The 24,088-nt window shown below is 60.8% G+C and carries 25 protein-coding genes; 17 read left to right on the top strand and 8 right to left on the bottom strand.

The annotated features are described in order from the left end of the window. Positions 1-14: 14 nt before the first annotated feature. Together Q0Y02_RS03920 and Q0Y02_RS03925 are read right to left on the bottom strand one after the other, a co-directional pair. Positions 15-833 carry a mechanosensitive ion channel domain-containing protein gene (locus tag Q0Y02_RS03920; protein WP_035248595.1) on the bottom strand — a complete coding sequence of 273 codons (819 nt, stop codon included), beginning with the start codon at positions 831-833 and terminating at the stop codon, positions 15-17. Then, a complete protein-coding gene (locus Q0Y02_RS03925; RefSeq protein WP_297764655.1) occupies positions 826-3,552 on the bottom strand; it encodes an AAA family ATPase in 2,727 nt (908 codons plus the stop codon). Before Q0Y02_RS03925 ends, Q0Y02_RS03920 begins: the two co-directional genes overlap by 8 nt. 155 nt (positions 3,553-3,707) lie before the next feature. Here Q0Y02_RS03925 and Q0Y02_RS03930 point away from each other — a divergent pair, with 155 nt between their 5' ends. The 4 genes from Q0Y02_RS03930 to Q0Y02_RS03945 all read left to right on the top strand — a co-directional run bounded on the left by Q0Y02_RS03930 (position 3,708) and on the right by Q0Y02_RS03945 (position 6,428). Beyond that, entirely contained in the window at positions 3,708-4,115 is a 408-nt protein-coding gene (locus Q0Y02_RS03930) for a CBS domain-containing protein (RefSeq protein ID WP_297764657.1), read from the top strand. 135 nt (positions 4,116-4,250) lie between these two features. Then, positions 4,251-4,739: an Mpo1-like protein gene (locus Q0Y02_RS03935; RefSeq protein ID WP_297764660.1), complete on the top strand. Its 489-nt coding sequence runs from the start codon at positions 4,251-4,253 to the stop codon at positions 4,737-4,739. 44 nt (positions 4,740-4,783) lie between these two features. Next, complete coding sequence (locus tag Q0Y02_RS03940) at positions 4,784-5,542, top strand: helix-turn-helix transcriptional regulator (protein WP_297764664.1); 759 nt, start codon at positions 4,784-4,786, stop codon at positions 5,540-5,542. Between the two features lie 13 nt (positions 5,543-5,555). Next, on the top strand, positions 5,556-6,428 hold the full coding sequence (locus Q0Y02_RS03945) for a crotonase/enoyl-CoA hydratase family protein (protein WP_297764667.1): 873 nt from the start codon (positions 5,556-5,558) through the stop codon (positions 6,426-6,428). A 133-nt stretch (positions 6,429-6,561) separates the two neighbouring features. On the opposite strand, the gene Q0Y02_RS03950 is transcribed toward Q0Y02_RS03945, so the two are convergent. Then, positions 6,562-7,539, bottom strand: coding sequence for an AraC family transcriptional regulator (locus Q0Y02_RS03950; RefSeq protein ID WP_297764671.1), 978 nt, complete (start codon positions 7,537-7,539; stop codon positions 6,562-6,564). A 160-nt stretch (positions 7,540-7,699) separates the two neighbouring features. On the opposite strand from Q0Y02_RS03950, the gene Q0Y02_RS03955 reads away from it, so the two are divergent. The 6 genes from Q0Y02_RS03955 to Q0Y02_RS03980 all read left to right on the top strand — a co-directional run bounded on the left by Q0Y02_RS03955 (position 7,700) and on the right by Q0Y02_RS03980 (position 13,263). Continuing rightward, positions 7,700-8,992 (top strand): NAD(P)-binding domain-containing protein, encoded by a 1,293-nt coding sequence (locus Q0Y02_RS03955; protein ID WP_297764674.1) that lies wholly within the window; start codon positions 7,700-7,702, stop codon positions 8,990-8,992. Between the two features lies 1 nt (position 8,993). Then, positions 8,994-9,902: a bile acid:sodium symporter family protein gene (locus Q0Y02_RS03960; protein ID WP_297764679.1), complete on the top strand. Its 909-nt coding sequence runs from the start codon at positions 8,994-8,996 to the stop codon at positions 9,900-9,902. Continuing rightward, entirely contained in the window at positions 9,884-10,819 is a 936-nt protein-coding gene (locus tag Q0Y02_RS03965) for an SDR family oxidoreductase (RefSeq protein ID WP_297764682.1), read from the top strand. Before Q0Y02_RS03960 ends, Q0Y02_RS03965 begins: the two co-directional genes overlap by 19 nt. Continuing rightward, complete coding sequence (locus Q0Y02_RS03970) at positions 10,819-11,616, top strand: SDR family NAD(P)-dependent oxidoreductase (RefSeq protein WP_297764685.1); 798 nt, start codon at positions 10,819-10,821, stop codon at positions 11,614-11,616. The genes Q0Y02_RS03965 and Q0Y02_RS03970 overlap by 1 nt, the downstream gene beginning before the upstream one ends. Then, positions 11,616-12,359, top strand: a complete 744-nt coding sequence (locus Q0Y02_RS03975; RefSeq protein ID WP_297764688.1) for a sulfite exporter TauE/SafE family protein — start codon at positions 11,616-11,618, stop codon at positions 12,357-12,359. Before Q0Y02_RS03970 ends, Q0Y02_RS03975 begins: the two co-directional genes overlap by 1 nt. 313 nt (positions 12,360-12,672) lie before the next feature. Further along, complete coding sequence (locus Q0Y02_RS03980) at positions 12,673-13,263, top strand: GNAT family N-acetyltransferase (RefSeq protein WP_297764690.1); 591 nt, start codon at positions 12,673-12,675, stop codon at positions 13,261-13,263. Positions 13,264-13,709: 446 nt separating this feature from the next. Here Q0Y02_RS03980 and Q0Y02_RS03985 read toward each other — a convergent pair whose 3' ends face one another. Then, positions 13,710-14,381, bottom strand: coding sequence for a class I SAM-dependent methyltransferase (locus tag Q0Y02_RS03985; protein WP_297764693.1), 672 nt, complete (start codon positions 14,379-14,381; stop codon positions 13,710-13,712). Further along, positions 14,347-15,441 (bottom strand): alpha/beta fold hydrolase, encoded by a 1,095-nt coding sequence (locus tag Q0Y02_RS03990; RefSeq protein WP_297764697.1) that lies wholly within the window; start codon positions 15,439-15,441, stop codon positions 14,347-14,349. The genes Q0Y02_RS03985 and Q0Y02_RS03990 overlap by 35 nt, the downstream gene beginning before the upstream one ends. A 213-nt stretch (positions 15,442-15,654) precedes the next feature. Between Q0Y02_RS03990 and Q0Y02_RS03995 the strand changes: the two genes are divergently transcribed. Continuing rightward, a complete protein-coding gene (locus tag Q0Y02_RS03995) occupies positions 15,655-15,885 on the top strand; it encodes a hypothetical protein (RefSeq protein WP_035248566.1) in 231 nt (76 codons plus the stop codon). 45 nt (positions 15,886-15,930) lie between these two features. Here Q0Y02_RS03995 and Q0Y02_RS04000 read toward each other — a convergent pair whose 3' ends face one another. Next, positions 15,931-16,629 (bottom strand): HNH endonuclease, encoded by a 699-nt coding sequence (locus Q0Y02_RS04000; RefSeq protein WP_297764702.1) that lies wholly within the window; start codon positions 16,627-16,629, stop codon positions 15,931-15,933. Positions 16,630-16,894: 265 nt separating this feature from the next. On the opposite strand from Q0Y02_RS04000, the gene Q0Y02_RS04005 reads away from it, so the two are divergent. From Q0Y02_RS04005 to Q0Y02_RS04025, 5 genes are all read left to right on the top strand, one after another. Further along, on the top strand, positions 16,895-17,506 hold the full coding sequence (locus Q0Y02_RS04005) for a hypothetical protein (RefSeq protein WP_297764705.1): 612 nt from the start codon (positions 16,895-16,897) through the stop codon (positions 17,504-17,506). After that, positions 17,506-18,108 carry a hypothetical protein gene (locus Q0Y02_RS04010; protein ID WP_297764708.1) on the top strand — a complete coding sequence of 201 codons (603 nt, stop codon included), beginning with the start codon at positions 17,506-17,508 and terminating at the stop codon, positions 18,106-18,108. The genes Q0Y02_RS04005 and Q0Y02_RS04010 overlap by 1 nt, the downstream gene beginning before the upstream one ends. A gap of 61 nt (positions 18,109-18,169) precedes the next feature. After that, positions 18,170-18,439, top strand: coding sequence for a hypothetical protein (locus tag Q0Y02_RS04015; RefSeq protein ID WP_297764710.1), 270 nt, complete (start codon positions 18,170-18,172; stop codon positions 18,437-18,439). Continuing rightward, on the top strand, positions 18,436-18,693 hold the full coding sequence (locus Q0Y02_RS04020) for a hypothetical protein (RefSeq protein WP_297764714.1): 258 nt from the start codon (positions 18,436-18,438) through the stop codon (positions 18,691-18,693). Before Q0Y02_RS04015 ends, Q0Y02_RS04020 begins: the two co-directional genes overlap by 4 nt. Further along, positions 18,690-20,303: a PepSY-associated TM helix domain-containing protein gene (locus Q0Y02_RS04025; RefSeq protein WP_297764717.1), complete on the top strand. Its 1,614-nt coding sequence runs from the start codon at positions 18,690-18,692 to the stop codon at positions 20,301-20,303. Before Q0Y02_RS04020 ends, Q0Y02_RS04025 begins: the two co-directional genes overlap by 4 nt. 56 nt (positions 20,304-20,359) lie before the next feature. Here Q0Y02_RS04025 and Q0Y02_RS04030 read toward each other — a convergent pair whose 3' ends face one another. Together Q0Y02_RS04030 and Q0Y02_RS04035 are read right to left on the bottom strand one after the other, a co-directional pair. After that, complete coding sequence (locus Q0Y02_RS04030; protein ID WP_297764721.1) at positions 20,360-21,667, bottom strand: outer membrane protein transport protein; 1,308 nt, start codon at positions 21,665-21,667, stop codon at positions 20,360-20,362. A 365-nt stretch (positions 21,668-22,032) separates the two neighbouring features. Next, positions 22,033-22,941, bottom strand: a complete 909-nt coding sequence (locus Q0Y02_RS04035; protein WP_297764724.1) for a fatty acid desaturase — start codon at positions 22,939-22,941, stop codon at positions 22,033-22,035. Positions 22,942-23,033: 92 nt separating this feature from the next. Here Q0Y02_RS04035 and Q0Y02_RS04040 point away from each other — a divergent pair, with 92 nt between their 5' ends. Beyond that, complete coding sequence (locus Q0Y02_RS04040) at positions 23,034-24,050, top strand: AraC family transcriptional regulator (RefSeq protein WP_297764725.1); 1,017 nt, start codon at positions 23,034-23,036, stop codon at positions 24,048-24,050. The last annotated feature ends 38 nt before the right edge of the window (positions 24,051-24,088 follow it).

Below are 24,088 nucleotides of genomic sequence, written 5' to 3' on the forward strand. Positions count from 1 at the left end.
CCCGGCCAAGGGTGTCAGGCATCGCTGCCGCGGCGAGGCCGGGGAATCTGCTGTTCCTGAAAACGCTTGGAAACCCGCACCACAATATCGCTCTGGAAGGCCTTCTCGTAATGCACGTCCAGCACGTAGGCCTTGGAGCGTAGGCGAATGGCCAGCATGTCGCCGATTTCCACTTCCTCAATGGCAAAAGACACCGGCTTTTTCAGATAGGCGTAGCGGCTGGTGACAATCACTTCCTCGATAATCGCTTTGGCGTCTTCTAGGTCCGCATCCAGGCCCACGTGAAAGTCGGTGACGATCATCATGTCCAGTTCGCCGGAATTGCCGGAGGCCACCACATCGGTGATGAAGCGTGAGTTGGGGATGGTGACCAGATTGTCGTCCAGGGTTTGCAGGCGCACGGTACGCAGGCCGATGGAGACGATCTCTCCGTAGACATCCGCGAAGCTGACCCGGTCGCCCACCCGGAAGGGGCGATCGAACAGTAGCAGCAGGCCGGCCACCAGGGAGGCGGCGATGTCCTTGAGGGCAAAACCCAGGGCCACGGCGATGGAGCCACCGGCGGCCAGCATGAATTCCTTGGGCGGCTGCAGCACCCCGATGATCAGCGCGGCGGAGCCTACGGTGTAGAGCACAAAGCCGATCAGGGTGGTGATCTGCAGAATCAGGAAGCGCCGGGTGGGCAGCTTTTCGGTGATCTTCAGGCTGGCCTTGCTGATGCCCCAGTTCAGTGCCCACAGCACAAAGCCGCCGATAAACAGCAGCAACAGGGCGTAGATGTTGAACAGCTCAACCACCACCGCCAGATCATTGACGATATTGCCTTCATTCATTGAGCAGATTCTTCCTTGTCAGGTAACTGATCACCTGCTGATACCACAGGGGCTTCAGCCGGTAGCGGCCATCCTCGGATTTATTCAGGAAACCGGCATCGAAGCCACCCTTGAGGGCGTAGCGCACCACATTGCCCGGCAGATTGGTGACATGGCTGATTTCCTGGCTGGTCAGGTTCTCATGGGTGGCAATGGCGGCATACACGAACAGGGCGTTCTCGCCCATGCTGTCGAGAATGCTGGCAGAGGGCGGCGTGGGCAGGCCCACCAGCACCTGTCGACCCTTGGGCTTCACCGAAGTCAGCCATAGTCGCAGGGCCACCATGGGGTTGCCGCGGCAGGCATCCCACAGCAGGCTGAAATAGCGTTGCTCCGCGTTGCGCACATTGCCCGCTTCCGGTCCACGGGAAGACAGCAGCACCTCGTCATAACGAACCCGATGACCACTGAGGTGGTTGCGTGCCAGGATCAGTGAGCGGATATCCGTCTGTCCCCAGCGTTTCACTTTCACCACGTTGCGGAACTGGTAATCACGGCCGAACACATTGCACAAATAGGCCCAGCTCTGGTTGTTGATCATCAGCAACCAGAACACATTATCCAGCCGTGCATTGACCAGGCTGAGTACCGTGCGCCAGCCTTCCAGGCCGCCGATTTCCTTGAGGAAAAAGTTCTGTGCCTCGTCGAGCACCACCAGGGTGGGCTGGCGCTCCTCGTCACTTTTCACCAGGGCCGCCGGGCCTTCGCCGGCCAGGTCCACGTCCAGGGCGTCGCCGACCAGGGAGAGAATGGCATCCGGGTCGATGGTCTTGGCCGGCACTGTCAGCTTGACCAGATTGAGGCCCTTGCAGCTTTCCGCCAGCGCCCGTTCCAGCCGCTCAATGCTGACCGTTTTGCCGCAGCCCTTTTCGCCCACTACCACCTGGGCATTCTCGTCGGTCTTGTCCTCGTGCCAGCGCTGGATATTCTTTTCCATGGCCGTCACCAGGCCGGTATCCACAAAGGGCGTCTTGCTGCCCTCTGGCAGGGCGGTGGCAAACCAGCGTTCGTAATGTTCATCCACCGGCTGCTCATTGTCGGGATCTTCTTCATCGTTGTTGATGCGGGTGCGCAGCCGAAACAGGCGGGCCTTGAAGCGCATGTACCAGTCGAAGTCCGCCAGCACCCGGTCCACAAAGCCCACCAGGAAACTGGCCAGGGCCACCGGCAGCAGCAGCGGCGCAAACAGCCAGAACAGGACCGGGGTGAGCAGTTTTTCCGCCAGCGGATCCAGCCGCGAAGGGAGGATGGCCTGCAGACAACGCTGATAATCCTGGGGGCGAAGCGCCAGTAGTCGGCCCAGTCCCCAGTAAATGGCTACCAGCAAAATGCCCAGACAGAGGTAATAGAGCAGTGACGGGCCCAGGCTTTCCCACACGATCAACAACGGCAACCAGGGCAGTATCAGCCAGCGTGAGATAAACCGCGCGTGGTCATGGACCTGTCGGGACTGATCGCTGCTCAGATAGGCATTGGCGCTTTGTGCCACCCGGATCACCAGCCATTCGCCGACCAGGCAGAACAAGCCGTAAATCACATAAAGCCGGGCCAGCGGTAGCAGCCAGACAAGAATGCGGGTGGACGGGGTATCCAGATACGGGGCCAGCAGGTCCAGCATCAGCCATAACAGCACCCAGGGCAGCATGGGCGCCAGGCCGCTGATCAGGCGGCTGGCGTTGCGCAGCCACCGGTGCTCACCGCTGGCCCGGACCACGGATTCGTGCAGGGTCAGGGTCCATTGGCGAGTGCGCCGGGCCAGTCGGATCAGCAGCATGAAGCCGGCGATGCCGAGGATCAGCGCCACACTGTTCTGCACCAGCGGCAGAAAGCGTTTGTTCTGTGCCGATTCCTGCAGATCCAGATCGATCACATGGGCGGTATCCAGCAGCCGCTGGCCGATGCGCTCTGCTTCGTGGTGGAGCAATGCCGGCGCCTGGGCGGGGCCGCCCATGGCGTCAATCTGGCTCCACAGGGAGCGTCGCTGCCACAGGTCAGCACGCAGCTGGCGCAGCTGGCTCTGCATTTCCAGGCGAGTGCGCAGCAGATCGCGCCATTGTGCCGTGGGCTGGGGTGGCGGCGTCAGGGACGGGCTCCGATACCAGAGTTGATCCAGTTGTTGCAGGGCCTGTTGGGGTGATAACCCGAGCAGCGGAAGAATGGCCCAGGCCTGGCGGACATGGTCGCTGAGTGTGGTGGACGCCAGGCTCACCGCCTCCTGGGTGTCTTGCGGGTCGGTCAGTGTCTGCAGATGTTGGTAAAGCGCTGCCAGGGAGGAGAAGGCCTGGCGCTGGGTGTCGGGGAGCTGGGTAAATTGCTGGCGCAGAGTGTGCAGTTTCTGGTCCTGCCGGCTCAGTTGCCCCAGCAGGGTATCAATGTCGTTTTGCAGGGCGTCGCACTTGTTGTCCGGCACGCTGCGCTCACCCGGTCGGCGCTGGGACAGGGGGGCGGTCTCCTCAAGGGGATGGCCAAGTAAGGCCGCCAGCTGAACAGGGTCCGGTACCTGACCATTGAGGTAGCCCTGTAGCTGCTGCAGCTGCCCTGCCTGCTGCTGCTTCTCCTGCTGGAGCTGTTCCAGGGTTTGCCCAGCCGCTTCGCAGGCGGCCACCCCGTTGGCCTGCACCGTGGCGGTCAGGGCCAGAACGATAAGAGCAACACACAGCCGTAAACATGGCGATACCATTCGCAATTCCTTCTCCTCAGCAGAGTCCATTGTAGGAACCGGTAGCCATGCCGTCATCCATTGATATTGCCCATGGGTTATTGAGGCTCCCTGGGCTCCCTGGCGAAGGAAACGGGGTGTTATAGTCAAGGGAGGCTCAATCCAAGGAGACAGCCATGAGCGAACTGATTGTGCGGGCCCTGATGGCCAAGCACCCGGCGGCGGTGAAGACCGGCACGGAGCTGACGGCGGTGGTGGACATCCTGTTGCAGCACAAATTTACTGGCCTGCCGGTGGTGGATGATCACAACAAGGTGGTCGGGTTTGTGTCCGAACAGGATTGCCTGCGCAAGCTGCTGATATCCAGCTATCACTGCGAGGGCAGTCTGGTGGTGGAAGAATTCATGCATGGTCAGCCTCTCACCGTGCACGAGGACGATTCCGCGGTGAATGTGGCCGAGTTGATGGTCACCCAGAAACCCAAGATCTATCCGGTGGTGGACGACAAGGGCATTCTGGTGGGCTTGCTGACCCGGGAACAGGTGCTGCGGGCTCTCAAGGACAGTCGGCGGGGCTGCGACTGAGGAAACGGGTCACCGGTAGCAAAAGACGTGGCGGCGTTGTCAGCGCTCCATCGCTTGACCCCTGCGTACAATCCCGTGTTCATGACAGGCGTTACCTTTCATGGCAGCTCAAAACAACAACTCGGGAGAGCTGTCATGCGTAACCTGCAAACCTTTCTGGCCGATTACGGCGAGAGTCACCAGAACCCGGTCAACCAGTGGGTCCATATCCTCTGTGTGCCGGCCATCTTTATCTCCACCCTCGGCCTGTTCTGGCTGCTGCCCCTGGGGCGCTGGCTGGGCCTGGAGGGTGCTGCCGCTTATTGGGTCAATGGTGGCACCCTGCTGGCGCTAATCTGCATGCCGTTTTATCTGCGCATGTCCCTGGGCATGACGATGCTGATGACCGTCTGGTTGGCGGCGTCCCTGGCGGTGATCGTCGCCGTGGATCGCAGTGCCCTGTCGCTTGGCTGGAGCGCCGCGGCGGTATGGCTGCTGGCCTGGGCGGTGCAGGTGTGGGGCCACAAGGTGGAAGGCAAGAAGCCGTCCTTTGTGGATGATCTGGTGTTCCTGTTGGTGGGGCCCATGTTTGTCAGTATCGAGCTGGCACACAAATTGGGTTTTGGCCGCCGCGTATCGGCCTGATCGTCCATTGCCCGCCCGTGGCCGGGCGGGCATGATCGGCGGTTATGGATGACAACACCCCGCCTTTATCGGATTTGCCGCTAACCCCCCTGTTTCTCTGGCAGGGGGGCTGGCTGATGGTGATGCCTGCCATCGCCAACCAGCCCCACCAGCATGTGGCCGCGTCCCTGCTGGTGGGCCTGGACCAGCCGATTCGGGTCACCGTGGAGGGGTGTCTGCGCCAGCAACGGGTGGTGCTGGTGCCGCCGGATGTGTCCCAGAGCCTGAACAGTCAGGGGCCGGTGGCGGTGGTTCACCTGGATCCGGATGAGCCGGCCTGGCGGGCGCTGTCCTGTCTGGACGGGCTGGATGAACCGCAGCAGCGCTGGTGCGGTGAACAGATTGCCGCCCTGGTGCAGACTGGCAGCGAGAGCCAGGCACGGCAATTTCTGCACGGCCTGCGCGGCGTGGCTGACCCCTTGCCGCTGGACCCGCGTATCGCCGATGCCTGCAGCCTGATGCGTGTCGGCGAGGCGATGCCATCCATGGATGCCCTGGCGGAGCACGCCAACCTGTCTGCCTCCCGGTTCCGGCATCTGTTTCGCGAGCAGCTCGGCGTATCCCTCAAGCGTTATCAGCTGCATCTCAAGTGTCAGCGAGCGCTGGCATTATGGCGTAGCGGCATGAATTTCACCGACCTGGCGGTGGCTGCCGGCTTTTACGATCAACCTCATCTCAATCGTACCCTGCGCGCCATGTTCGACGCCCTGCCTTCGCGGTATGCTCGAAGTCTGCCGGTGCAGGTACTGCACCTGAAAGAATAATTATGGAGGCCCCATGGATTACCAGCATATTCGCACCGATCTGGATGAAAGCATTCTTACCATTACCCTGAATCGCCCGGACCGGCTCAACGCCTTTACCCTGCGCATGAAGGATGAGCTGGTACATGCCTTTGGCGCGGCGGATCAGAATGACGCGGTGCGCGCGGTGATCGTTACCGGTGCCGGCAAGGTGTTCTGTGCCGGCATGGAAATGCAGCCCGAAGAGGGCGGCAATGTGTTCGGCTACGATGACGCCGAAGGGATGAATCCGCCGCTGGAGCAGATTCGTGACTCCGGTGGTGAGGTGTCCCTGGCCATCTACAACTGCCGCAAACCGGTCATCGGTGCCATCAATGGCGCTGCAGTGGGGGTGGGTATCACCATGACCCTGCCCATGGATATTCGCCTGGTGGCCGCCAACAGCAAGATTGGTTTTGTCTTCACCCAGCGGGGGCTGACCCCGGAAGCCTGTTCCTCCTGGTTCTTGCCGCGGGTGGTGGGTATTCAGAAAGCCATGGAATGGGTCATCAGCGGTGATATCTTCATGGCCGAAGAAGGCGTGGAGGCGGGGCTGTTCCACAGTGCCCATGACAAGGGTGAAGTGGTGGATGTGGCTCGCTGCATTGCCCGCAAAATGATCGCCAAGAGTTCCCCGGTGGCGGTGGCGCTGGCCAAGCAAATGCTTTGGCGTAACCCCAACTTTGCGCACCCCATGCAGGCCCATGCGGTGGAATCAAAAATGATCTACTGGTCCAACGAATTCTGGGACGGCCGCGACGGCTTCACCTCCTTCCTGGAAAAACGCGAGCCGCGCTTCGAAACGGCGATGGCGGATATTCCGAAGCAGTTCGATTTCTGGAAAGAGCCGGAGATCAGTGAACAGTGAATAGTTAACAGTTAATAGCTGCGCGATCATGATTCGTGATTGCTGAAAACCAGGAGGCCGCGACCAAACTTTGGTCGCGGCCTCCTGCGTTTGAAACACCGCGCCGCTGCCCCGCGCCGCTGTTCACTGTTAACTATTCACTATTAACTGCCTTCTCCCTGTATTGCGCCGGCGTCGTGCCGGTCCAGCGTTTGAAGGCCTTGGAAAAAGCACTTTCATCGGAAAAGCCCAGCTTGTCGGCAATGTCGGCCAGGCGGGTACCCGCCTGTAATTCCGTTTCTGCCATGCCTTGCAGCAGCGCATCGCGCAGCAACTTGAAGCTGCTGCCTTCCTCGCCCAGTTTGCGCACCAGATGGCGCCCACTCATGGCCAGCTGGTCGGCCACTTTTTCCTTGCCCCAGTGCGGGTGCTGGCGGAGCAGGTCACGCACGGTGGCGCTGAGAGATTGGCTGCCCAGGTTATCCAGCAATTGGTCGGCGAGAGTGCGCAGGTGATGGCACAGAGACGGGTTGGCATGAATCAGTGGCAGGCTCAGATCGCTGGCGGGCAGTACCAGGGTGTTATGGTCGGCGGCAAAACGTACCGGTAATCCGAGCAGGGATTCGTAGCGCCGATTGTCGTCCAGCGCCGGGTGGGCAAAGGTGATGCGACAGGCCTGCAGGTGATCGCCGGTGGTCCAGCGTGACAGCTGCAGCAGGGCGGTCATCGCGGCTTCCACCCGCTCTCGTTGGCGCACCGTGTACTCGGGCTGGTAGCGAATCTCGCATTCGTCGTTGTGCACCTGATACGAAAAGGCGCCCCCTTCGCCAACGATGGGGTAGTAATCCATCAGTGAATCGAGGGCATCTTCCACCGTATCGCAGCTCATCAGCACCATGCCCACGGTGTCCAGATGCCCGACCTGCAGGGCCAGGCCGAACTGGATGCCTACCAGCGGGTCGCGGGCCTGTTCGCAGAAGCTTTCCCAGATTTTTCCCTGCAGTGCCAGGCTGACACGATCCTGTTCCCCGACCGCCTGTTGCAGCGCGGTGGGCAGGGCGAAGCCCAGCTGTTCTGCTGCGTGGCTGATGGCCTGGGTAAAGCGCACTGTAACGGTGGGTGTGTGCGTCATGCTGCTATGAGGTCCATGAGGTCCCGAATTAACCGTGGCAAGGTCCCGAATTGGCCGTGAGCCTGCACCCGGTGGACCGTAGAGTAGACATCATACCAAATGCTGAGTCCAACTCGGCCAACCCGGATCCGGGTTCATAATAATAGTTATCGGGACAGCCATGTACGCAGTGATAGGCGCCGGCCCCATGGGCCTGGCCACCGCCAGAAATCTTAACAAGTACGATATTCCTTTCATCGGGTTCGATCTGAACAGCGATGTGGGTGGCCTGTGGGATATCGATAACCCCCACAGCACCATGTATCAGTCCGCGCATCTGATTTCCTCCAAGGGGATGACCGAATTCAGTGAATTCCCCATGCCCGATGAGGTAGCGACTTATCCTCATCACAGTGAAATGAAGCGCTACTTCCAGAGTTATGCGCGCCATTTCGACCTGTATCGGCACTACGAGCTTTCCACCCGGGTGGTGCGTGTGGAGCGCAACGGTGACGGCTGGCAGATCACTACCGAACGCGATGGCGAAACGCAAAGTCGTTATTTCGACGGTGTGCTGATCGCCAATGGCACCCTGCACACACCCAACCAGCCCAGCCTGCCGGGCAAGTTCGAGGGTGAGCTGATGCATTCTTGCGATTATCGCGATGCGGCGGTGTTTGATGGCAAGCGGGTGCTGATCGTGGGCTGTGGCAACTCTGCCTGCGATATTGCGGTGGACGCGGTGCACCGGGCGGCCAGTGTGGATCTGTCCGTACGTCGCGGGTATTACTTCCTGCCCAAGTTTATCGGCGGCAAACCCACCGACAGCATCGGTGGCAAGCTCAAGTTGCCTCGCGGACTCAAGCAGCGACTGGATGCCCGGCTGATTCGTCTTATCGTCGGCAAACCCAGTGATTACGGCCTGCCGGAGCCGTCATACCGGATGTATGAATCCCACCCGGTGATCAATTCCCTGGTACTGCACCATCTTGGTCATGGTGACATCACACCCCACGGCGACATTGTCGGGGTGGTGGGTGACACGGTGACCTTTGCCGACGGTCAATCCCGGGTGTATGACCTGGTTCTGATGGCCACTGGCTACAAACTGGATTACCCCTTTATCGATGCCTCGGAGCTGAACTGGCACAACGCCGATGCGCCGCAGTTATACCTGAATGTGTTCCACCCGCAGTACCGTAACCTGTTCATGATGGGCATGGTGGAAGCCGCCGGACTGGGCTGGGAAGGGCGCAATGAGCAGGCGGAGATGGTGGCGCTCTACATCAAGGCCCGGCAGAACCAGCACCCGGAGGCAGACAAGCTGGAGAAGAAAGCCAGCGCGGAAGCGGGGCAGACCCTGGATGGCGGCTTCGACTACCTGAAGCTGGAACGTATGGCTTACTACGTGCACAAGGACAGCTATCGCAAGGCGGTCAACGCCCACATCGCCGACCTGAAACAGGGGGTGTGAGGTGGAGGTGCAGTTCAGTAGCGAGAATCTGCTGATTCTCAACGTCATCCTGGCGTTCATGATGTTCGGGGTGTCCCTGTCGCTCACCGGTGAGGATTTCCGGCGCGTGCTCAAGCGCCCGGATGCGCCCATTGTCGGTCTGCTTGCCCAGTTCGTACTGTTGCCCGCCGCCACCTGCCTGACCACCTGGTTCTTTGAAGTGGACCCGGAAATGGCGCTGGGTATGATCCTGGTGGCGTCCTGCCCGGGGGGCTCGTTTTCGAACATCATGACCTGGCTGGCGCGGGCCAATGTGGCGGTCTCGGTAAGCATGACCGCGATCTCCAGCCTGGTGGCCATGGTGATGACACCGTTCAACTTTGCCCTCTATGGCTGGCTCAACCCCCATACCCGGTCCATGCTCACCGAAATCCAGCTGGACAGCATGAACATCCTGATCCTGGTGGTGCTGGTGTTGGGGCTGCCGCTGCTGGTGGGAATGATGACCGGCAAGCTGTTTCCGCGCTTTGCCGCGAAAGCCGAGAAGCCCATGCGGGTGATCACGCTGCTGGTATTGCTGTTGTTTGTTGGGGTGGCGTTCAGCAACAACATGGATGTGTTCCTGGCCACGGCGGATCGCATCGTCATTCTGGTGGTGTTGCAGAATATGCTGGCGCTGGGCATGGGGGCCTTTGCCGGCATGCTTACGGGGCTGCCCCGGCAGGATCGTCGTGCCATCACCATGGAGGTGGGGATTCAGAATTCCGGCCTGGGGCTGGCCATCCTGTTTACGTTTTTCCCGCAAGCCAGTGGCATGATCCTGATCGCCGCTTTCTGGGGTGTCTGGCATCTGATTTCCGGATTGTTGCTGGCCTGGTGGTGGTCACGAGGCCATGACCGTGAGGAGGGCCCATGCGACGACGCATCCTGATTACCGGCGCCGCCGGCTATATCGGTAGCCAGGTGGCTCGCCGACTCAGCCAGGACCACCATGTGGTAGGGGTGGATATTCGCGCGGATGACAGTGCCGACTTTCCCTTTTACGAGATGGATATCCGTAACCCGGATCTGGGGCGCCTGCTCAGTGAGCACGACATTCAGCAGGTGGTCCACCTGGCCGCCGTGCTGGAGGATTCCGGCGACCGGGCACGGGATTTTGACATCGATGTGAATGGTACCCGTAACGTGTTGGACGCTTGTGTGGCGGCGGGCGTGGAGCAACTGGTCGTGACCAGTTCCGGCGCCGCCTACGGCTATCACCCGGATAATCCCGCCTGGCTGGATGAGGATGATGCCTTGCGCGGAAACCCGGAATTCCCCTACTCGGATCACAAGCGCCAGGTGGAAACCCTGCTGGCGGAGTATCGCCAGACACACCCGGCACTGAAGCAACTGGTGCTGCGCCCGGGCACCGTGCTGGGCGCCAATACCCGTAACCTGATTACCCGTCTGTTCGAGAAACCCCGCCTGGTGGCGGTGGCCGGTTCGCCATCGCCCTTTGTCTTTATCTGGGATCAGGATGTGGTGGCGATCATTCAGAAAGGCGTACTGGAAGGCAAAGCCGGTCGCTACAACCTGGCCGGTGACGGCGCCCTCAGTATTCATGAGCTGGGCCGCTTGCTGGATAAGCCGGTGGTCTCCGTGCCCGCCGGGCTGATTCGCGCCGCCTTGTGGATTGGTAATCGGCTGGGCTTGACTAACTACACCCCGGCGCAGGTGAACTTCCTGCGCTATCGGCCGGTGTTGGATAATCGACGACTCAAGGAAGAGTTCGGCTATATCCCGCGCAAGACCTCTGAGCAGGTGTTTCGCTTCTATATGGCCGGCCAACAACAGAGGAAGGATTAATGAAAACCATACTGATTACCGGTGCCGCATCCGGCCTCGGTTGGGCCCTGTCCCAGCAGGCCTTCTCGCTGGGCCATCGGGTCATCATGACCGACATGAATGCCTTGCTGCTGGCGGCGCGTGCTGATGCACTGGCCAGCCAGGACCCATCCCGCGTCACCTTTCACCGGCTGGACGTGACGGACAGTGATGCGATCACCGCACTGGTGACCTTGCTCAAGGAAAAGGAGGGTGGCCTGGATGTGCTGATCAACAACGCCGGGATTACCCACCGTTCGCTGGCAGACAAGACCGACATTGCCGTGTTCCGCAAGGTCATGGCGGTGGACTGGCAGGCGCCGGTAGAAATGGCCGTGGCCTGCTTGCCGCTGCTCAAGCGTAGCGGTGGTGGCATCATCAATATCGGTTCCATGGCCGGCTGGATGCCGGTGCTGGGGCGAGCCGGCTACTGCAGCGCGAAAAGTGCCCTGAGCCAGTTTTTCGAGGTGCTGCGCGGTGAAGTGGCGCAGTACGGGGTGCATATCCTGATGGTGTATCCCAGCTTCCTGGACACGCCTATTGAAACCAATGCCCTGGGTCACGATGGTCAGCCCGCTGCCCATCCCCGTTCCATGGTGGGGGCCATGCAGACGCCGGAGTGGATGGCCGAGCGGGTGTTCGAGGCCTACTACCGCAAGAAAAAGCGACTGTTCCCGGATCGCTTTACCTGGTTCGCCAGCCTGCTGTGGCGGCTGGCGCCAGACGTCTACCAGCGCATGATGGTGCGCAAGTTTGCTGCCGAACTGGAAGCCCGTTAATGGCAGACATGGCCACGCTACCCTGGCTGCTGCTGGGGCTGTTTATTTTTCTGGCCTTTACCACCGAAGCCGCTACCGGGTTTGGCAGCATCGTCATCGCCCTGTCGCTGGGGGCGCTGGTGCTGCCGATCGCGGAGATCCTGCCGGTGCTGGTGCCACTCAATATCGTCATGAGCAGCACCCTGAGCTGGCGGCACCGCCACGCCATTCACTGGCCCACCCTGTGGAAACTGATTCTGCCATTGATGGTGGTGGGGACGCTGGCCGGTTACGGGCTGCGTCCCTGGCTGGGGGATCAGTTGCTCAAGAATGCCTTCGGTGTGCTGGTGCTGTGGTTCAGCGGCCGGGAGCTGTGGCGAATGTGGCGTGGTGCGACCGCCTCGGCCCATGGCGGCCTGTGGGCCCGCGTGTGGATGTTTCTGGCGGGTATCACCCATGGCTTGTTTGCCTCCGGTGGCCCGCTGCTGGTCTATGCCCTCAGCGGTCTGTCCCTGGACAAACAACGCTTTCGCGCCACCCTGATTCTGGTATGGCTGGCCCTCAACAGTCTGCTCACCTTGGTATTCCTGCTGGATGGCAGTCTGCTGCCGGCGGCGCCGCGCATTGCCATGCTGGTGCCGGTGGTCATCGTTGCCATGGTGTTGGGGGAGGTGCTGCATCACCGGGTCAACGAGCAGCGTTTCCGTCAGGCAGTGTTTGTGGTGCTGGCGGTGACCGGGGGGATTCTGGCCTGGCCAGGGTGAGTTGAGCTACGAGCTACGCTGGTTCGATAGGGAAGGTCTGGAAAATTCCTCGTGCTTCGTCATTTCGACGAAGCCGCTGTAGGAGCGGCGCTTGAGCCGCGAACCGCGCTTGCGCGGAAATCGACCGTAGGGCGATCAGGCCATTCAGCACTCGACAGGGCTATCCAAACGCAACCAGCACGACCTCAGGCCAATGTGGATTGCCTGGTGGCATGTACTTCGTGGCTCCACTCTTACCCCAAAAGGCAATTTTCCTTTCCTCTTTCATCATGCTATTGGTTTCCTGTCGTCCGTTTGATGTTCAGGAGCCCTCATGTCCCATGTGGAAATTCGTCCGGTTACCGGTTTTGCCGTAGAGCCCTGGCTGGATGAGCTGGCTGAATTGCGCATTCAGGTGTTTCGGGATTTTCCCTATTTGTACGAGGGGAACCGGGACTACGAGCGTCGTTATCTGGATCGGTATGCCCAGTCTGATCGCAGCGTCTTTGTGTTGGCACTGGAGTTCAACCGGCTGGTGGGGGCGGCCACGGCGTTGCCGTTGCTGGAGGCGGATGAGGAATTTCAGGCACCTTTCCGGCAACTGGGCGCGGAGCTGGGTTCCGTGTTCTATTTTGGCGAGTCGGTATTGCTCCAGCCCTATCGGGGTGAGGGGGTTGGCCACCGCTTCTTTGATCTACGCGAGCAGTACGCGGCGGATTTTGGCTTTCTGCACACGGCTTTCTGCGCCGTAAAACGTCCGCATGACCACCCGCTGCGCCCTGAAAATTATCGCCCACTGGATGATTTCTGGCGCGGCCGGGGCTATTTCCCCCAGAAGCAGCTGGTAGCCCATTTCGACTGGACTGACGTGGGTGAGGCCGCGCCGACCCGCAAGGCCATGCAGTTCTGGCTCCATAGCCTTTAATCTGGAGTAAGGAAAAAGGGGGGGGTCGGCGACGTGACGCCGGTGGAGGGCTGACTGCAAGCTACTGCTTTTACAGGCCTTTCTTTTATTTTGCCTGATATGAAGCGTTGCGATGAACCCATTAATACAATAATTGCGTAGTGCGTTTGTGTGGCGTTGCCATCAATCTTTCACCCATATGGGCGATTAACCGTCAACTTGTGCCTCCTATACTCGGTGCCTCGGGTGTGAATTTGTTGTGAAGGGGGCTTCATGGAACGGGATTACGGCACGCATCAACACTGGGCAGCTCGCTTTGCCCGCCAGGCTATCATTATCGTGCCGCTGGCATTGCTGGCGGTGGGGGTGGCGGTGATGGTGGCTGGGTAGCGACAGGTTCGATACAGGACGTCGGAAAAAATTCGAAGCATGCAATATGTCGGGGGGTCGTTTCTCCACTGATCGACCTACGGCGCCTTCTGCATCAATACCACCGGGTTGTCCACCAGCGTGACGTGCCAGCCTTGTTCGCGGGCCAGCCAGGCGAAGGTGTGCGGCTGCCAGAAACACACATGGGTCGGGTCGCGGTGGTAATACCAGTGGGCGAAGGCGTTATCGTCGACCAGCCAGTGGGTCATGATGCCCAGCCAGCCACCGGGTTTCACCAGCCGGGTGAATTGCTGCCATTCCCGTTCGGGGCGATGTAGATGCTCCACCACTTCCGTGCAGGTGACAAAGTCGTATTGCTGATCCAGCGGTGCCGGGTCCGGGTCGTAGATCGGATCATAGGTGCGACAGGCAAACCCGCGCTCGGTCAGCATCTGTGCCAGCGCCGGGCCCGGTCCGCAGCCGAAGTCCAGGCCGCAGTCACCGGGTTTCAGGCGCTCACCTAGCGGGTCGGCCAGCTGTGACAGGAATCGCCGATAGCCGGCGTCCCCCGGGGCATTGTTGTGATGGTCGTAGTGGGCTTTTTCGGTTTCCGGGTCTGGCAGGGTGGCCGGGTCTGCAAAGGTCAGGTGGCAGGTGTCGCAACGAAAAAAGTCACGGGCATCCAGCTGGGCAAACGGTTGTGCGAGGTTGCCGCAAAGCGTGCAATGCTGCATGTCAGCTTGATTCCAGCCACCGCTGGATGCGCGCATAAGTCCGGCTTTCCTCGATCATGGTCATATGCCCCATCTGGTAGAACAGCTCTCGGGTGAGTCCCTCAGCCTCTGGATAGAGGCGGGTGGCGAGTCCGCTGTCCACGGTTACCAGCCAGTCCCCGCGGGGTTGTGGGTGGCCGGGTTCGCTGACGCTGCCGGCGATGAACAACTGCTCCACCTGAGAGTCCAGTGGCACCTTGCTGCTGGGGCGTGGCTCGTCCAGGGGGCGGTCGCGCCACTGGTCTTCCAGCACATAGCCAAAGCGCAGGTCGCGGATGCCATCGGAGCGCAGATTGGCCAGCCGCATCAGCGGGCGGGAGTAGGGAGTCGCGCCGAGTAGGCGGTTGGCCTGGTTGCCGGCGCGCTCCAGCAGGGCGCCCTGATGGGGGGAGCCCAGGCAGGCCAGATGAGTGACCTTGTCGGTCCAGGCGTCGCCACGCTGGCGGCCCTGATGCAGGGCGCTGCGGGCCACCAGCCCACCCATGGAGTGGCCAATCAGGATGACTCTCCGGGGCAGGGCAGTATGGGCCAGCAGCCCGGCCAGTTTGCGGCCATTGTCGGAGATGTGCAGGCCGGTGTTATAGCGCAGATAGCGAACATCGGCTTTCAGCTCACCGCGGGCCCAGTGGCTGAAGGCATCAGCCGCCGGGTTGTTCCAGCAGGCATCGTTCATACACAGGCCATGGACAAACACCACCAGGGTGTCGCCTTGCGCCGGGCCGGTGGGTAGTAACTTCATCGGCAGGGCATAAGGGCTGTTCTGTTCGGCCAGTAATTGCCCGAAAACCCCGTTGACGATGCTTTGCAGATCCAGGCTGTCGCGCAGTTCCCGGTTGGGGTCCGCCAGCAGGTCCGCCATGCCTGCCACATTGCCCGCCTGGCGAAAGCCGTAACGGATCAGGTTGTAGACCATCGGCGCGGGGGTGTAGTCGTTGCCGCGCAGGCCGAACGGATTGGCCACAGTGCCATGAATATCCTGCACCACCTGGGTGATTTCGTTGCCCACACGGGTAACCAGTTGCGCCAGCCCGCCCACATTTCGGCCTAATTGCTTCATGGGTTCTCCTTATCTTGCTCGCATCATAGCAGGGCGCTGCCAGTCTGTCGGAAACGACTGGGCGTGGCTGCGTAAAAATCCTTCGGCATATTGGGCTGGCAACGTAATGATTCGTAAAATGCCCGGGCTTTGCGTGTTTGTTCTTGGTGAGTAGCCCGAGATGACGATACAGTCTGGATTGTCTTAATGGCTGATATTTCAAGGAGTGAGTCTATGCATACTTTCGGTAAAGCAGCTTTAGCAGCATTGTTTGCCTCTTCCGCCCTGCTGGCGGGTTGTGACAGCAGCGACGGGCCGGTGGAAAAGGCCGGTGAAAAAGTGGACGAAGCGGTAGACTCCATGAACCCGCAAGGTCCCATGGAAGAAATGGGCGAAGATCTGGACAATGCCTATGACAGCGCTGAAGAATCAGCCGAGAGCATGAAGGACGCCGCCGAGCAGTAATGGCAGCGGATACATGCTGAAAAAGCCGCCTTCGGGCGGCTTTTTTTATGGGCGCCTTTCTGCCACTTGGCAGGTCGCCAGTAATCTGTCGATGGCTTGTTGTTCCGGTGGCGTGATCAGTAGCCGGTAGCGCTGCTTGATCTGTTGCCAGTGCTGCCCGTACTGACACCAGTAATCCTGGTTTTCCGGTAGCCACTGGTCCGGGCTGCCCGCGCCCTTGCTGCGATTAGCGCTGGCAGATACTGGCAACAGATTGGCCGGATCATTGGCAAACTGACGCCGGTGGCGCTCTTCCCAGCCATCGCCGCCATGGCCGTGGGCATGGCGCAGTGGCACCAGGTGGTCGATATCCAGGTCGCCGGCGATGGTAAAGGTCTCGCCACTATAGGGGTCGTGCCAGCGTCCGCTGGCCACGGTGCAGCGGTCATCCCGGGTAAAGGTCACGGGGACCTGGCTGGTGGCAATCAGGATCTCTGCCCGGGTGTCCTGGCAGTCGCCATCCTCATCCAGCCAGTGGGGCCAGTCACGTCGCTCGTAAAGGCCGGAAAAAGCCCGTTGCTGCTGGCGGGCTTCCTGTTCCGCCTGTTGTTGCTGGCGATGCAGGGTCAGGCAGGGTTCGCGATGGCAGTGGTACTGGTCGCTGGTCCGGTCGGTGTGGCCGCCCTGCTTGTCCAGCCCCCCGGGGTGGCTGTGGACGAGGCTGGCGATAGCGATCAGGAAACCAGCAAGGAGTCGATTGGGCAAAAGGGAAGTCCTGGGAGGGGAGCGGCAATATGATCAGGATATCACCCCGCAAATATGTAGGCGATATCTTACACTGCAAATTCAGGCAATGATCCGATAGCAACAAGATACAAACGGCAACGAGGCAAAACGAAATTCCACTGTGGATAGCTCCGGGTCGTCGCTAGAGTGAAGCTGCCGGGCTGTGGCCGCTTCATGCGTGCGGTCTGTCCAGAGTGTTGTTTGCAGTGCATTTCAAGTAGTAGCAGTTGCAGGAGTCTCGGCTATGGGAAGCCAACCGGAAACGGAGAGGTGGCGTCAGCAGGAGTTGGCGCTTACCGCCGTAGAACATCGCCTTCAGGCGCTGGGTGAGTATCTGGCGGTTTATCGCGCCAGTTATGCCTCCAGCGGTGAGGGGCGCCATTACGCCAGGGTGCGGATGCTGCGCAAGGACATTGGTCGATTGCGGGCCTGGTGGTGGTACCTGCAGGCGACCCGCAGAGGCGCTTCCTGGTTGCCGCTGTTGCATCGTGTGGTGGGCTTGCTGGCGATGTTTGTCAGCCCGGTGCGCCGTGCCGGGCGGCGTCGCCATTCTTCCGGGATGCTGCGCCACCTGACCAGCCACAGCCTGATCGAACGGGCCTATGCGGCGCTTGAGGACGATCTCCAGGGGCAGCTGTTGACCCTGCGGCTGGCCCAGTATCAGCGCCCCACGGACAGCCGTAGTCGAGAGATCAACATGTTGCAGCGACAACTGGAAGAAGTGGCGGGCCTGCGCAGCAGCGGCTTGCCCGAGCCGCGCCGGTTGACCGCGATCTGTCATCTTCTGCATCGGGTAATGACGATGCGCCAGTGGCTGGGTCTGCAGTTACCTCTGGCTAATCTGGTGGACCGTTAATGTTGGCAGCGAATCGACTGTCCCCGGCTCTGGAAAGCCTGCCGCGGGTGTTTGCCCTGTCAGACCTGAAGCAATTGTTGCCCGGAGAGGAAGACCAGGCTCTGGATGTGGCCCTGCGCTGGCTGGAAGCTGGCGTCATCAAGCAGGTGGCGCCACCGCGGCCGGTTTTCTTCAAGGTAATACTGGGCGAGGAACTGGATGAGGCGGATCGCTGCCGTGGCCTGTTGCGGGCTTTTCCCTCGCTGGTGATGGTGGCAGGCTCGGTCCTCTGGCGGCAGGGCCTCAGTGCCCAGCGCGACACGCTCCTGGAATGCTGTGTGTCGGAGCGTGAATTGAATTGCAACCTGCCGGGCGTGGCCCTGCGCTGGCGGCCCCCGGCATGGTGGGCGGCGGTGCGGCAGGCCGGTGGTATTGCCGGTGATCACCACGGCGTGGCCATGCTGACCCCGGAAATGGCGCTGGCCGATGCGGCGGCGTTCCAGGATGTGTGGATGCCGGACCGGGGCGCAGTGGACTGGAACCAGCTGTCCACCGCCAAACTGAGTGAAGCTACCCAGCACTTATTGCCGTTGCGTGAGGAGAGTGGTGTCCGTACGGATTGACGGGGCCTGCCGGACTGTTATTAAATGAGAACCATTATCAGGTCTTCAGGGTTCTTCTCCCATGTGGTTTGCCGTTCTGGCCACCCTGGCCAGTGTTGTCCTTTTTTATCTCAGTGATCGCCAACAGCGCTGGCTGGATCAGCCCCTACCGGGGCTGTCGCGGCTATTGGCCTTGTTGTTGCTGGTCGCAGCCACCGCCCTCTGGGTGGTAATTCTGGGAGTGGGTGTCGGGCTCTTTGTGGGGCTCTGGGTGTTTGCCCTGCCGGCGATGCTGTTGCCGTTGATGGCAGGGCATTATCGCGACAGCTTCCAGCGGGGGCAGCGCGGATGAGATATTTTCTGGGCGTGCTGCTCAGTCTTCCCTTGTCGTTGATGCTGATCGGGCTCGTAGCGGCGGTATTGCCGATGCCCTGGCATGGCTGGTTGGTGCTGCAACTGATTGCGGCCATCGTGCTGTGGATGCTGCTGGCATTGCTGGTGGCCCTGCCGACAAAGACCTGGCCGCCGCTGATCGCCCTGTTGGTGGGCAATCTGGCTGCCTGGCTGGCCCTGCAGGCCACACCATTGTACGGAGTGGGCGCATGAAAGGAGAGCGTTTGCGCCGGATGATCGATCTGCATGCCTGGGTGGGCGTGGCCAGCGGACTGGCGCTGTTTGTGGCCTTTTTCGCTGGCGCCATCAATGTGTTTCACCACGAGCTGCATCACTGGCAGGAGCCGCATTTCGCGGAGCAGTCCGCCACGCCCATGGGCATGGACCGGCTGCTGGAGCAGGTCACCGAACAATACCCGGATGCCCGCAAACGTCTCTACCTGCTTCCCGACGATGAAGACCCCGGGGTGATGTGGCTGGAGTCCTCCAAGGACGATTGGGTCACCGCCCATGCCACTGATTTCAATGCCCAGGGAGTGCATGAAGACGCTCCCCGTTCGGCGTTGGCGGATTTCATCAACGAGTTGCATTTTGCCCTGGGGATTCCCAATCCCGGTTGGCCGATCAATATCGGCATGACGTTTATGGGGCTGATTTCGGTGATGTACGGGGTCGCGCTTTTCAGCGGGCTGCTGATTCACTGGCCGAAACTCCGCAAGGAATTCTTTGCTCTCAAGCACGAGGGCAACATGCGCCGTTACTGGAAAAACCTGCACAACGTGATCGGCATTATCAGTTTCCCGTTCCATCTGATCATGTCGGTGACCGGCGCTGCCATGGGCATGTTCACGGTGGTGGCGCTGTTGCTGGGGGCACTGGTGTTCGGGCCCCAGTTGCGCGGGGTGATCACCGAGCAAACCGAAGTGTGGTCCGCAGTGGAAAGCCAGGGCAACAGCGTGATCATGCCGCGCATGGACGATGTGCTGTCCGCCGCTCGCAATGAGCTGCCGGAACTGACCGTGGACTGGCTGGAAATTCGTGGCTATGGCGATGCCGCCGGCTGGATTGATGTGGCCGGCTCCGTGCCCGGGTATGTGGGGCACCATGCCCATGTGGTGCTGGACCCGACCCTGGGGCCGTTGCGCGTGATTGCGCCGGGGCAGCGCAGTCTCAACTTTGCCAGTCTGTCGCCGGTTTACTCCCTGCACTTCGGTGATTACGGCGGCCTGCTGGTAAAACTGTTGTATTTCGTCCTGGGGCTGCTGGGCTCGCTGCTGTTTGTTTCCGGTAATATTCTCTGGTGCGAGCGCCGTTCGGATCGCACCGGTCCGGGGCGTTCCTCGGCCTTCCTGTTGCGTCTGACTGTGGGGATCTGTGCCGGCGTGGTGATCGGTATTGCCTTCAGTTTCCTGGCCAGCAAGCTGTTGCCCCATACCCCGTTGGCCGGGCTGGTGGCCATGGCGGAACGGGGGGTGTTTGCCTTGATCCTGGTGTTGCTGGTGGTCTGGAGTCTGCGCGCGTCGCCGCTGCGATTCAGCAGCCAGATGCTGCGCATCGCGCCGTTCTGCTATCTCGCCATTCCCCTGTTGCAGACGGTGCTGGAAGGCAGTCATGCCTGGCTGGAAGCGGATAACCGGCTGGTGAATCTGTTGTTGCTGGCCGTGGCGGCCAGCCTGTGGGTGGTGCGCCGCCAGTTCCGCAAGCGGATACGCCAGGCCGAGCCCCATCCGCTGTGGGTGGGCAAGGTCTCCGAGGGCGATCCCAAGCATCTTGCCGACACCGAGCGGGAAGCCGATGCGGCGGCCTCGCACTCGGCCAGATAACGCAGACGCTTGCACAAAAAAAGGGCCGGATATTCCGGCCCTTTTTTGTTCCCGCTTCAGAAGCGGTAGGTGGCCTGCAGGCTCAAGCCGTGGGCGCTGTTTTCAAACTCGGCGCGGTAGCTTGACTGATCCACCTTGCCTTTCTTCTCTTGCAGGTACGCGTACGCCGCATCCAGGGTCAGATCGGCGGTGGGACTCCAGCCGGCGCCCAGGGTGAAGATATCCCGGTCGCTGACCGGAATCCGCACGGTGCGATGGGCATCGTTGGTGGGCGAGTTGTCCCGGGCGTAGCCGGCACGCACCACCCATTGCGGGTTCAGCTGGTAGGCGCCACCGAAGGCAACGGCCCAGGTGTCTTCCCATTTCAGCTCTTCGGAAATGGTGGCGAAGCTGCCCGCGTAAGCCGGGTGTACGCCGCTGTTGTTCACTTCAATGCCTCTCAGGCGGCTCCAGCGGGTCCAGGTGGTGCCCAGATTCAGAGTCAGTTTGTCGGTGGCCCGGAAGCTGACGGAAGTATCCACGGACTCCGGCATGGTGATGTCCAGCTCTGCATCATAGCTGCCATTGAGCCCGGGCAGGCCGGTGGGAATCATCGGGTTGGGTGGAATCGGGCCCAGCATGCCGTTGGCGCCACTGACCTTGGTGCGACCTTCCAGGGAGTAGTCAGTCTTGGAGTGATAGGTCAGCCCCCAGTCCAGCCGGTCGTTCACTGCTACCAGCAGGCCCAGGGTATAGCCCACGGCCAGATCGTCGCCTTCGATATCCACCTCGGCATCACCGCTGCCGGCTATCGGGCCGGGCACGGCAGCGTTGGGCACATTGCTGCTCAGGGCGCCGTCGATGCGGTTTAGGGTGGGGCCAAAGCCCACCGATACCTTGTCGGTGAAGGCGTAGCTCAGGGTTGGCTGGATGGTCACAACCTGTACTTCGCTTTTCAGGCCGTTGTAGCGGCCCTGCCAGCCATCCTCGTAATCACTGACCACGCCAAAAGGCGCGTACACGCCGATACCGGCATGCCATTTGTTGTTGAGCGGGGTGACGTAATAGCCGAACGGAATGGTGGTGAAGGGCACCATGTCACCGTCGTTACTGCCGCCCTGGCCCAGTTTTCCCTGGGGATTACGGATGTCGGTGCTGGCGTCGATAAAGGCCAGACCACCGCTGATCTCGGCACGTTTGAGGCGGCTCATGCCGGCCGGGTTGCCATACAGGGTGCTGGCGTTGGCTGCGCTGGAAGCGCGACCGGCGTAGGCGGAGCCGGCGCTGCTGGCGCTTTGTTCGTTGAGGGCCAGGCCGTTGGCCAGGGCCTGGCCGGAAGCCGCGGCAATGGCTGCTGCCAGCAGGACGTTGTTCGAATACTTCATGATAGCTTTCCCGAGTTGTTTTTTGCGCGCGCAAGTTAACATTCGGACACAAATTATTACAGAGTGTTTATCGTCAATGTCGCCGAAAAAACAGGATAAAAGCGTCATTATTGCGGAAACATGATGTTTATTGTTGTGAAGGTGATTCGAAAACAAATTGAGTGTTTACCGCTTTTGGCTTTGTGGATGGAGGCCCGCTGGTGTTGCGCAATGGCACAGTGATGGGGCGAGTAGCGTGGACGGCAGGAAGCCCTTTTCGGCGCCAGTAAGGTGCTGGCGAATGCGTTGGTCAGGGCAGCGAGAAGGCATGGGCGCGTCAATCGGAGTTGCCGCGCCAGACTGGGGCAATGGAGGGGTGGCTGTTGTCAGGAGCGGCCTGTTACCGGTTTGCGCGAGAACACCCCGATGATCGGTGTGCCCTGTGCCTGCAGAATCGGCTCGATGTCCCGATGCAGGGCGTGGTACCGATAAAATGGCACTCGTGGGAACAGGTGGTGGATGGAATGCAGGTTCTGCCCCAGCCAGAACCACTCCAGCGGTTTCATCCAGCGAGGCATAATCAGGCTGTTGGTATTGCGATAGCGGTCACTGACCTTGTAGGGGTGATGCGGGCGATAGGCGAACCAGTAGGCGGTGAAGAGTCCGCCGGTGTAGTAGCCGAGAAGAATCACCGCCACCGTGCCGGGCTGATCCACCATGACCAGAAAGGCAATCCGCCAGCCCAGTGAGACCACCAGCTCGGCGCAATAAATCAGTTTTTCTTGCAGCGATGCGCTGCCCCAGCGGTGCTGTACAAAAAACGTATTCTGCACCCACTGGAAGCGCAGCCCGGCGGCCAACAGGCCCAGGGGGCCTTTCTGCATTCCGCTGATAATGAAGTCCGGATCCTTGTCCGGCTGGTTGGTATAGCGGTGGTGGGTAAAGTGCTCGATGCGGTGGGAGGCATAGGGAATCGCAATGATCGGCGCCACCAGATACCCGCACAGATCGTTGATCCATTTATGGCGGTCATTTTGCCCGTGGATGTTGCCATGGGCCGCCTCATGCAGCGGCGTGTAGGACATATAAGTCAGCGCCGCCACCAACAGATAGGCGCCCCAGGCCGGCAGGGTGCCACTGGCAAACAGAACGAGAGTGACAACAAAGGCGGTGACCACGGCCAGGGTCAGCAAGATTGTCGGCCAGGCGGTTTTCCCCATATAGTGCTTGGCGCAGGCAATGGCCTGCTTGTTCAATGTGGCCGCATCCATGGTGTTGCCTCTTGTGAGTATCATCAGGCTCAACACTACGGTGCTCCCACAACAACCAGAATAGCCGCCGTGGCCAATCGCCCTGCCTAAGTGGCCAGAGTGTGACGGGACGGGCAATGCAGCATTCAGACGACAAGCTTCACCCGGTGGCCATCAGTCAGGTCATGCTCAACTTCGCCCAACGACATGGCATCGACCGGCAAACCTGCCTGCTCGGCACCGGCATTGCCGACGAAGCCCTGTCCAGTGGCGAGGGTCTGGTGACCCGCACCCAGGAAATGCGCCTGATCGAAAACCTCATGCTGGCACTGCCGGCAGCAGGAGTGGGCGGTTTTGAGCTGGGCCGGCAATACAACCTGGCCACCTTCGGGGTATGGGGGTTCGCCCTGCGCACCTGCAAGACCCTGCGCGATGCCGCCGCTCTGGGCGTACGTTACCTGCCGTTGAGCACCGCCTACTGCCGGATTACGGTCTGTGAGCAGGGCGATACGTTCGGCGTGACATTCGATCCCGACCCGATACCGGCGCACTTGCGCCAGTTTTTGCTCGAGCGGGACATGGCCACTGCTCTCAATTTGGTCAGGGAAATCACGTTTCAGGGGGTGGCGTTTACGGGTATCGAGTTCACTGGCGAACCGGATGTGGCGGCGTCCGCCGTGGCGGAGCTGTGCGGGGTGATGCCCACCTTTCATGCCCGCGCCAACCGTATCCTGGTCAGCCGTGCCGGGGCCAACCAGCCGTTCCCCGGCTACGATCCGGTGCTGACCCGCATGCTAGAGCAGCAATGCCGGCAGCGTATGGACACCGTGGAAAGCAGTGGCGTCGCCGGCAAGGTTCGCCAGAAACTGCTCGGAGAGCTGGGCCTCGGCGCTACCCTTAACGACATGGCCAGCGAGCTGGCCCTCTCTACGCGCAGTCTTCGTCGCAAACTGGAACAGGAAGGCACCAGCTACCGCGACCTGGTCGAAGAGGAGCGCCGGCAACTGGCCTTGCAGCTGCTCGGCAACACCACAATGAAAATCGAAGAGGTCGCCGCCCACCTGGCCTATAACGACGCCGGCGGCTTCGTGCGCGCTTTTCGGCGCTGGCAGGGCTGCTCGCCCAGCGAGTACAGGGAGGATTTGCCTGGGTGATATCCGCGATGGGGCACAAAAAAGGGGCCTCCCGGGTG

The organism is uncultured Alcanivorax sp., assembly GCF_947258575.1.
Taxonomy (GTDB): Bacteria; Pseudomonadota; Gammaproteobacteria; order Pseudomonadales; family Alcanivoracaceae; genus Alcanivorax.

What these genes read in the sequence shown, in the direction of transcription:
- Q0Y02_RS04005 (WP_297764705.1), top strand. Translation starts at nt 16,895, where the DNA reads ATGGGAAGCCAACCGGAAACGGAGAGGTGGCGTCAGCAGGAGTTGGCG.
- Q0Y02_RS03920 (WP_035248595.1), bottom strand. Translation starts at nt 833, where the DNA reads ATGAATGAAGGCAATATCGTCAATGATCTGGCGGTGGTGGTTGAGCTG.
- Q0Y02_RS03970 (WP_297764685.1), top strand. Translation starts at nt 10,819, where the DNA reads ATGAAAACCATACTGATTACCGGTGCCGCATCCGGCCTCGGTTGGGCC.
- Q0Y02_RS03945 (WP_297764667.1), top strand. Translation starts at nt 5,556, where the DNA reads ATGGATTACCAGCATATTCGCACCGATCTGGATGAAAGCATTCTTACC.
- Q0Y02_RS03990 (WP_297764697.1), bottom strand. Translation starts at nt 15,441, where the DNA reads ATGAAGCAATTAGGCCGAAATGTGGGCGGGCTGGCGCAACTGGTTACC.
- Q0Y02_RS03925 (WP_297764655.1), bottom strand. Translation starts at nt 3,552, where the DNA reads ATGGTATCGCCATGTTTACGGCTGTGTGTTGCTCTTATCGTTCTGGCC.
- Q0Y02_RS04040 (WP_297764725.1), top strand. Translation starts at nt 23,034, where the DNA reads ATGCAGCATTCAGACGACAAGCTTCACCCGGTGGCCATCAGTCAGGTC.
- Q0Y02_RS03975 (WP_297764688.1), top strand. Translation starts at nt 11,616, where the DNA reads ATGGCAGACATGGCCACGCTACCCTGGCTGCTGCTGGGGCTGTTTATT.
- Q0Y02_RS04015 (WP_297764710.1), top strand. Translation starts at nt 18,170, where the DNA reads ATGTGGTTTGCCGTTCTGGCCACCCTGGCCAGTGTTGTCCTTTTTTAT.
- Q0Y02_RS04035 (WP_297764724.1), bottom strand. Translation starts at nt 22,941, where the DNA reads ATGATACTCACAAGAGGCAACACCATGGATGCGGCCACATTGAACAAG.
- Q0Y02_RS04010 (WP_297764708.1), top strand. Translation starts at nt 17,506, where the DNA reads ATGTTGGCAGCGAATCGACTGTCCCCGGCTCTGGAAAGCCTGCCGCGG.
- Q0Y02_RS03965 (WP_297764682.1), top strand. Translation starts at nt 9,884, where the DNA reads ATGCGACGACGCATCCTGATTACCGGCGCCGCCGGCTATATCGGTAGC.
- Q0Y02_RS03955 (WP_297764674.1), top strand. Translation starts at nt 7,700, where the DNA reads ATGTACGCAGTGATAGGCGCCGGCCCCATGGGCCTGGCCACCGCCAGA.
- Q0Y02_RS03940 (WP_297764664.1), top strand. Translation starts at nt 4,784, where the DNA reads ATGGATGACAACACCCCGCCTTTATCGGATTTGCCGCTAACCCCCCTG.
- Q0Y02_RS03935 (WP_297764660.1), top strand. Translation starts at nt 4,251, where the DNA reads ATGCGTAACCTGCAAACCTTTCTGGCCGATTACGGCGAGAGTCACCAG.
- Q0Y02_RS03930 (WP_297764657.1), top strand. Translation starts at nt 3,708, where the DNA reads ATGAGCGAACTGATTGTGCGGGCCCTGATGGCCAAGCACCCGGCGGCG.
- Q0Y02_RS03995 (WP_035248566.1), top strand. Translation starts at nt 15,655, where the DNA reads ATGCATACTTTCGGTAAAGCAGCTTTAGCAGCATTGTTTGCCTCTTCC.
- Q0Y02_RS03985 (WP_297764693.1), bottom strand. Translation starts at nt 14,381, where the DNA reads ATGCGCGCATCCAGCGGTGGCTGGAATCAAGCTGACATGCAGCATTGC.
- Q0Y02_RS03950 (WP_297764671.1), bottom strand. Translation starts at nt 7,539, where the DNA reads ATGACGCACACACCCACCGTTACAGTGCGCTTTACCCAGGCCATCAGC.
- Q0Y02_RS03980 (WP_297764690.1), top strand. Translation starts at nt 12,673, where the DNA reads ATGTCCCATGTGGAAATTCGTCCGGTTACCGGTTTTGCCGTAGAGCCC.
- Q0Y02_RS04030 (WP_297764721.1), bottom strand. Translation starts at nt 21,667, where the DNA reads ATGAAGTATTCGAACAACGTCCTGCTGGCAGCAGCCATTGCCGCGGCT.
- Q0Y02_RS04025 (WP_297764717.1), top strand. Translation starts at nt 18,690, where the DNA reads ATGAAAGGAGAGCGTTTGCGCCGGATGATCGATCTGCATGCCTGGGTG.
- Q0Y02_RS04020 (WP_297764714.1), top strand. Translation starts at nt 18,436, where the DNA reads ATGAGATATTTTCTGGGCGTGCTGCTCAGTCTTCCCTTGTCGTTGATG.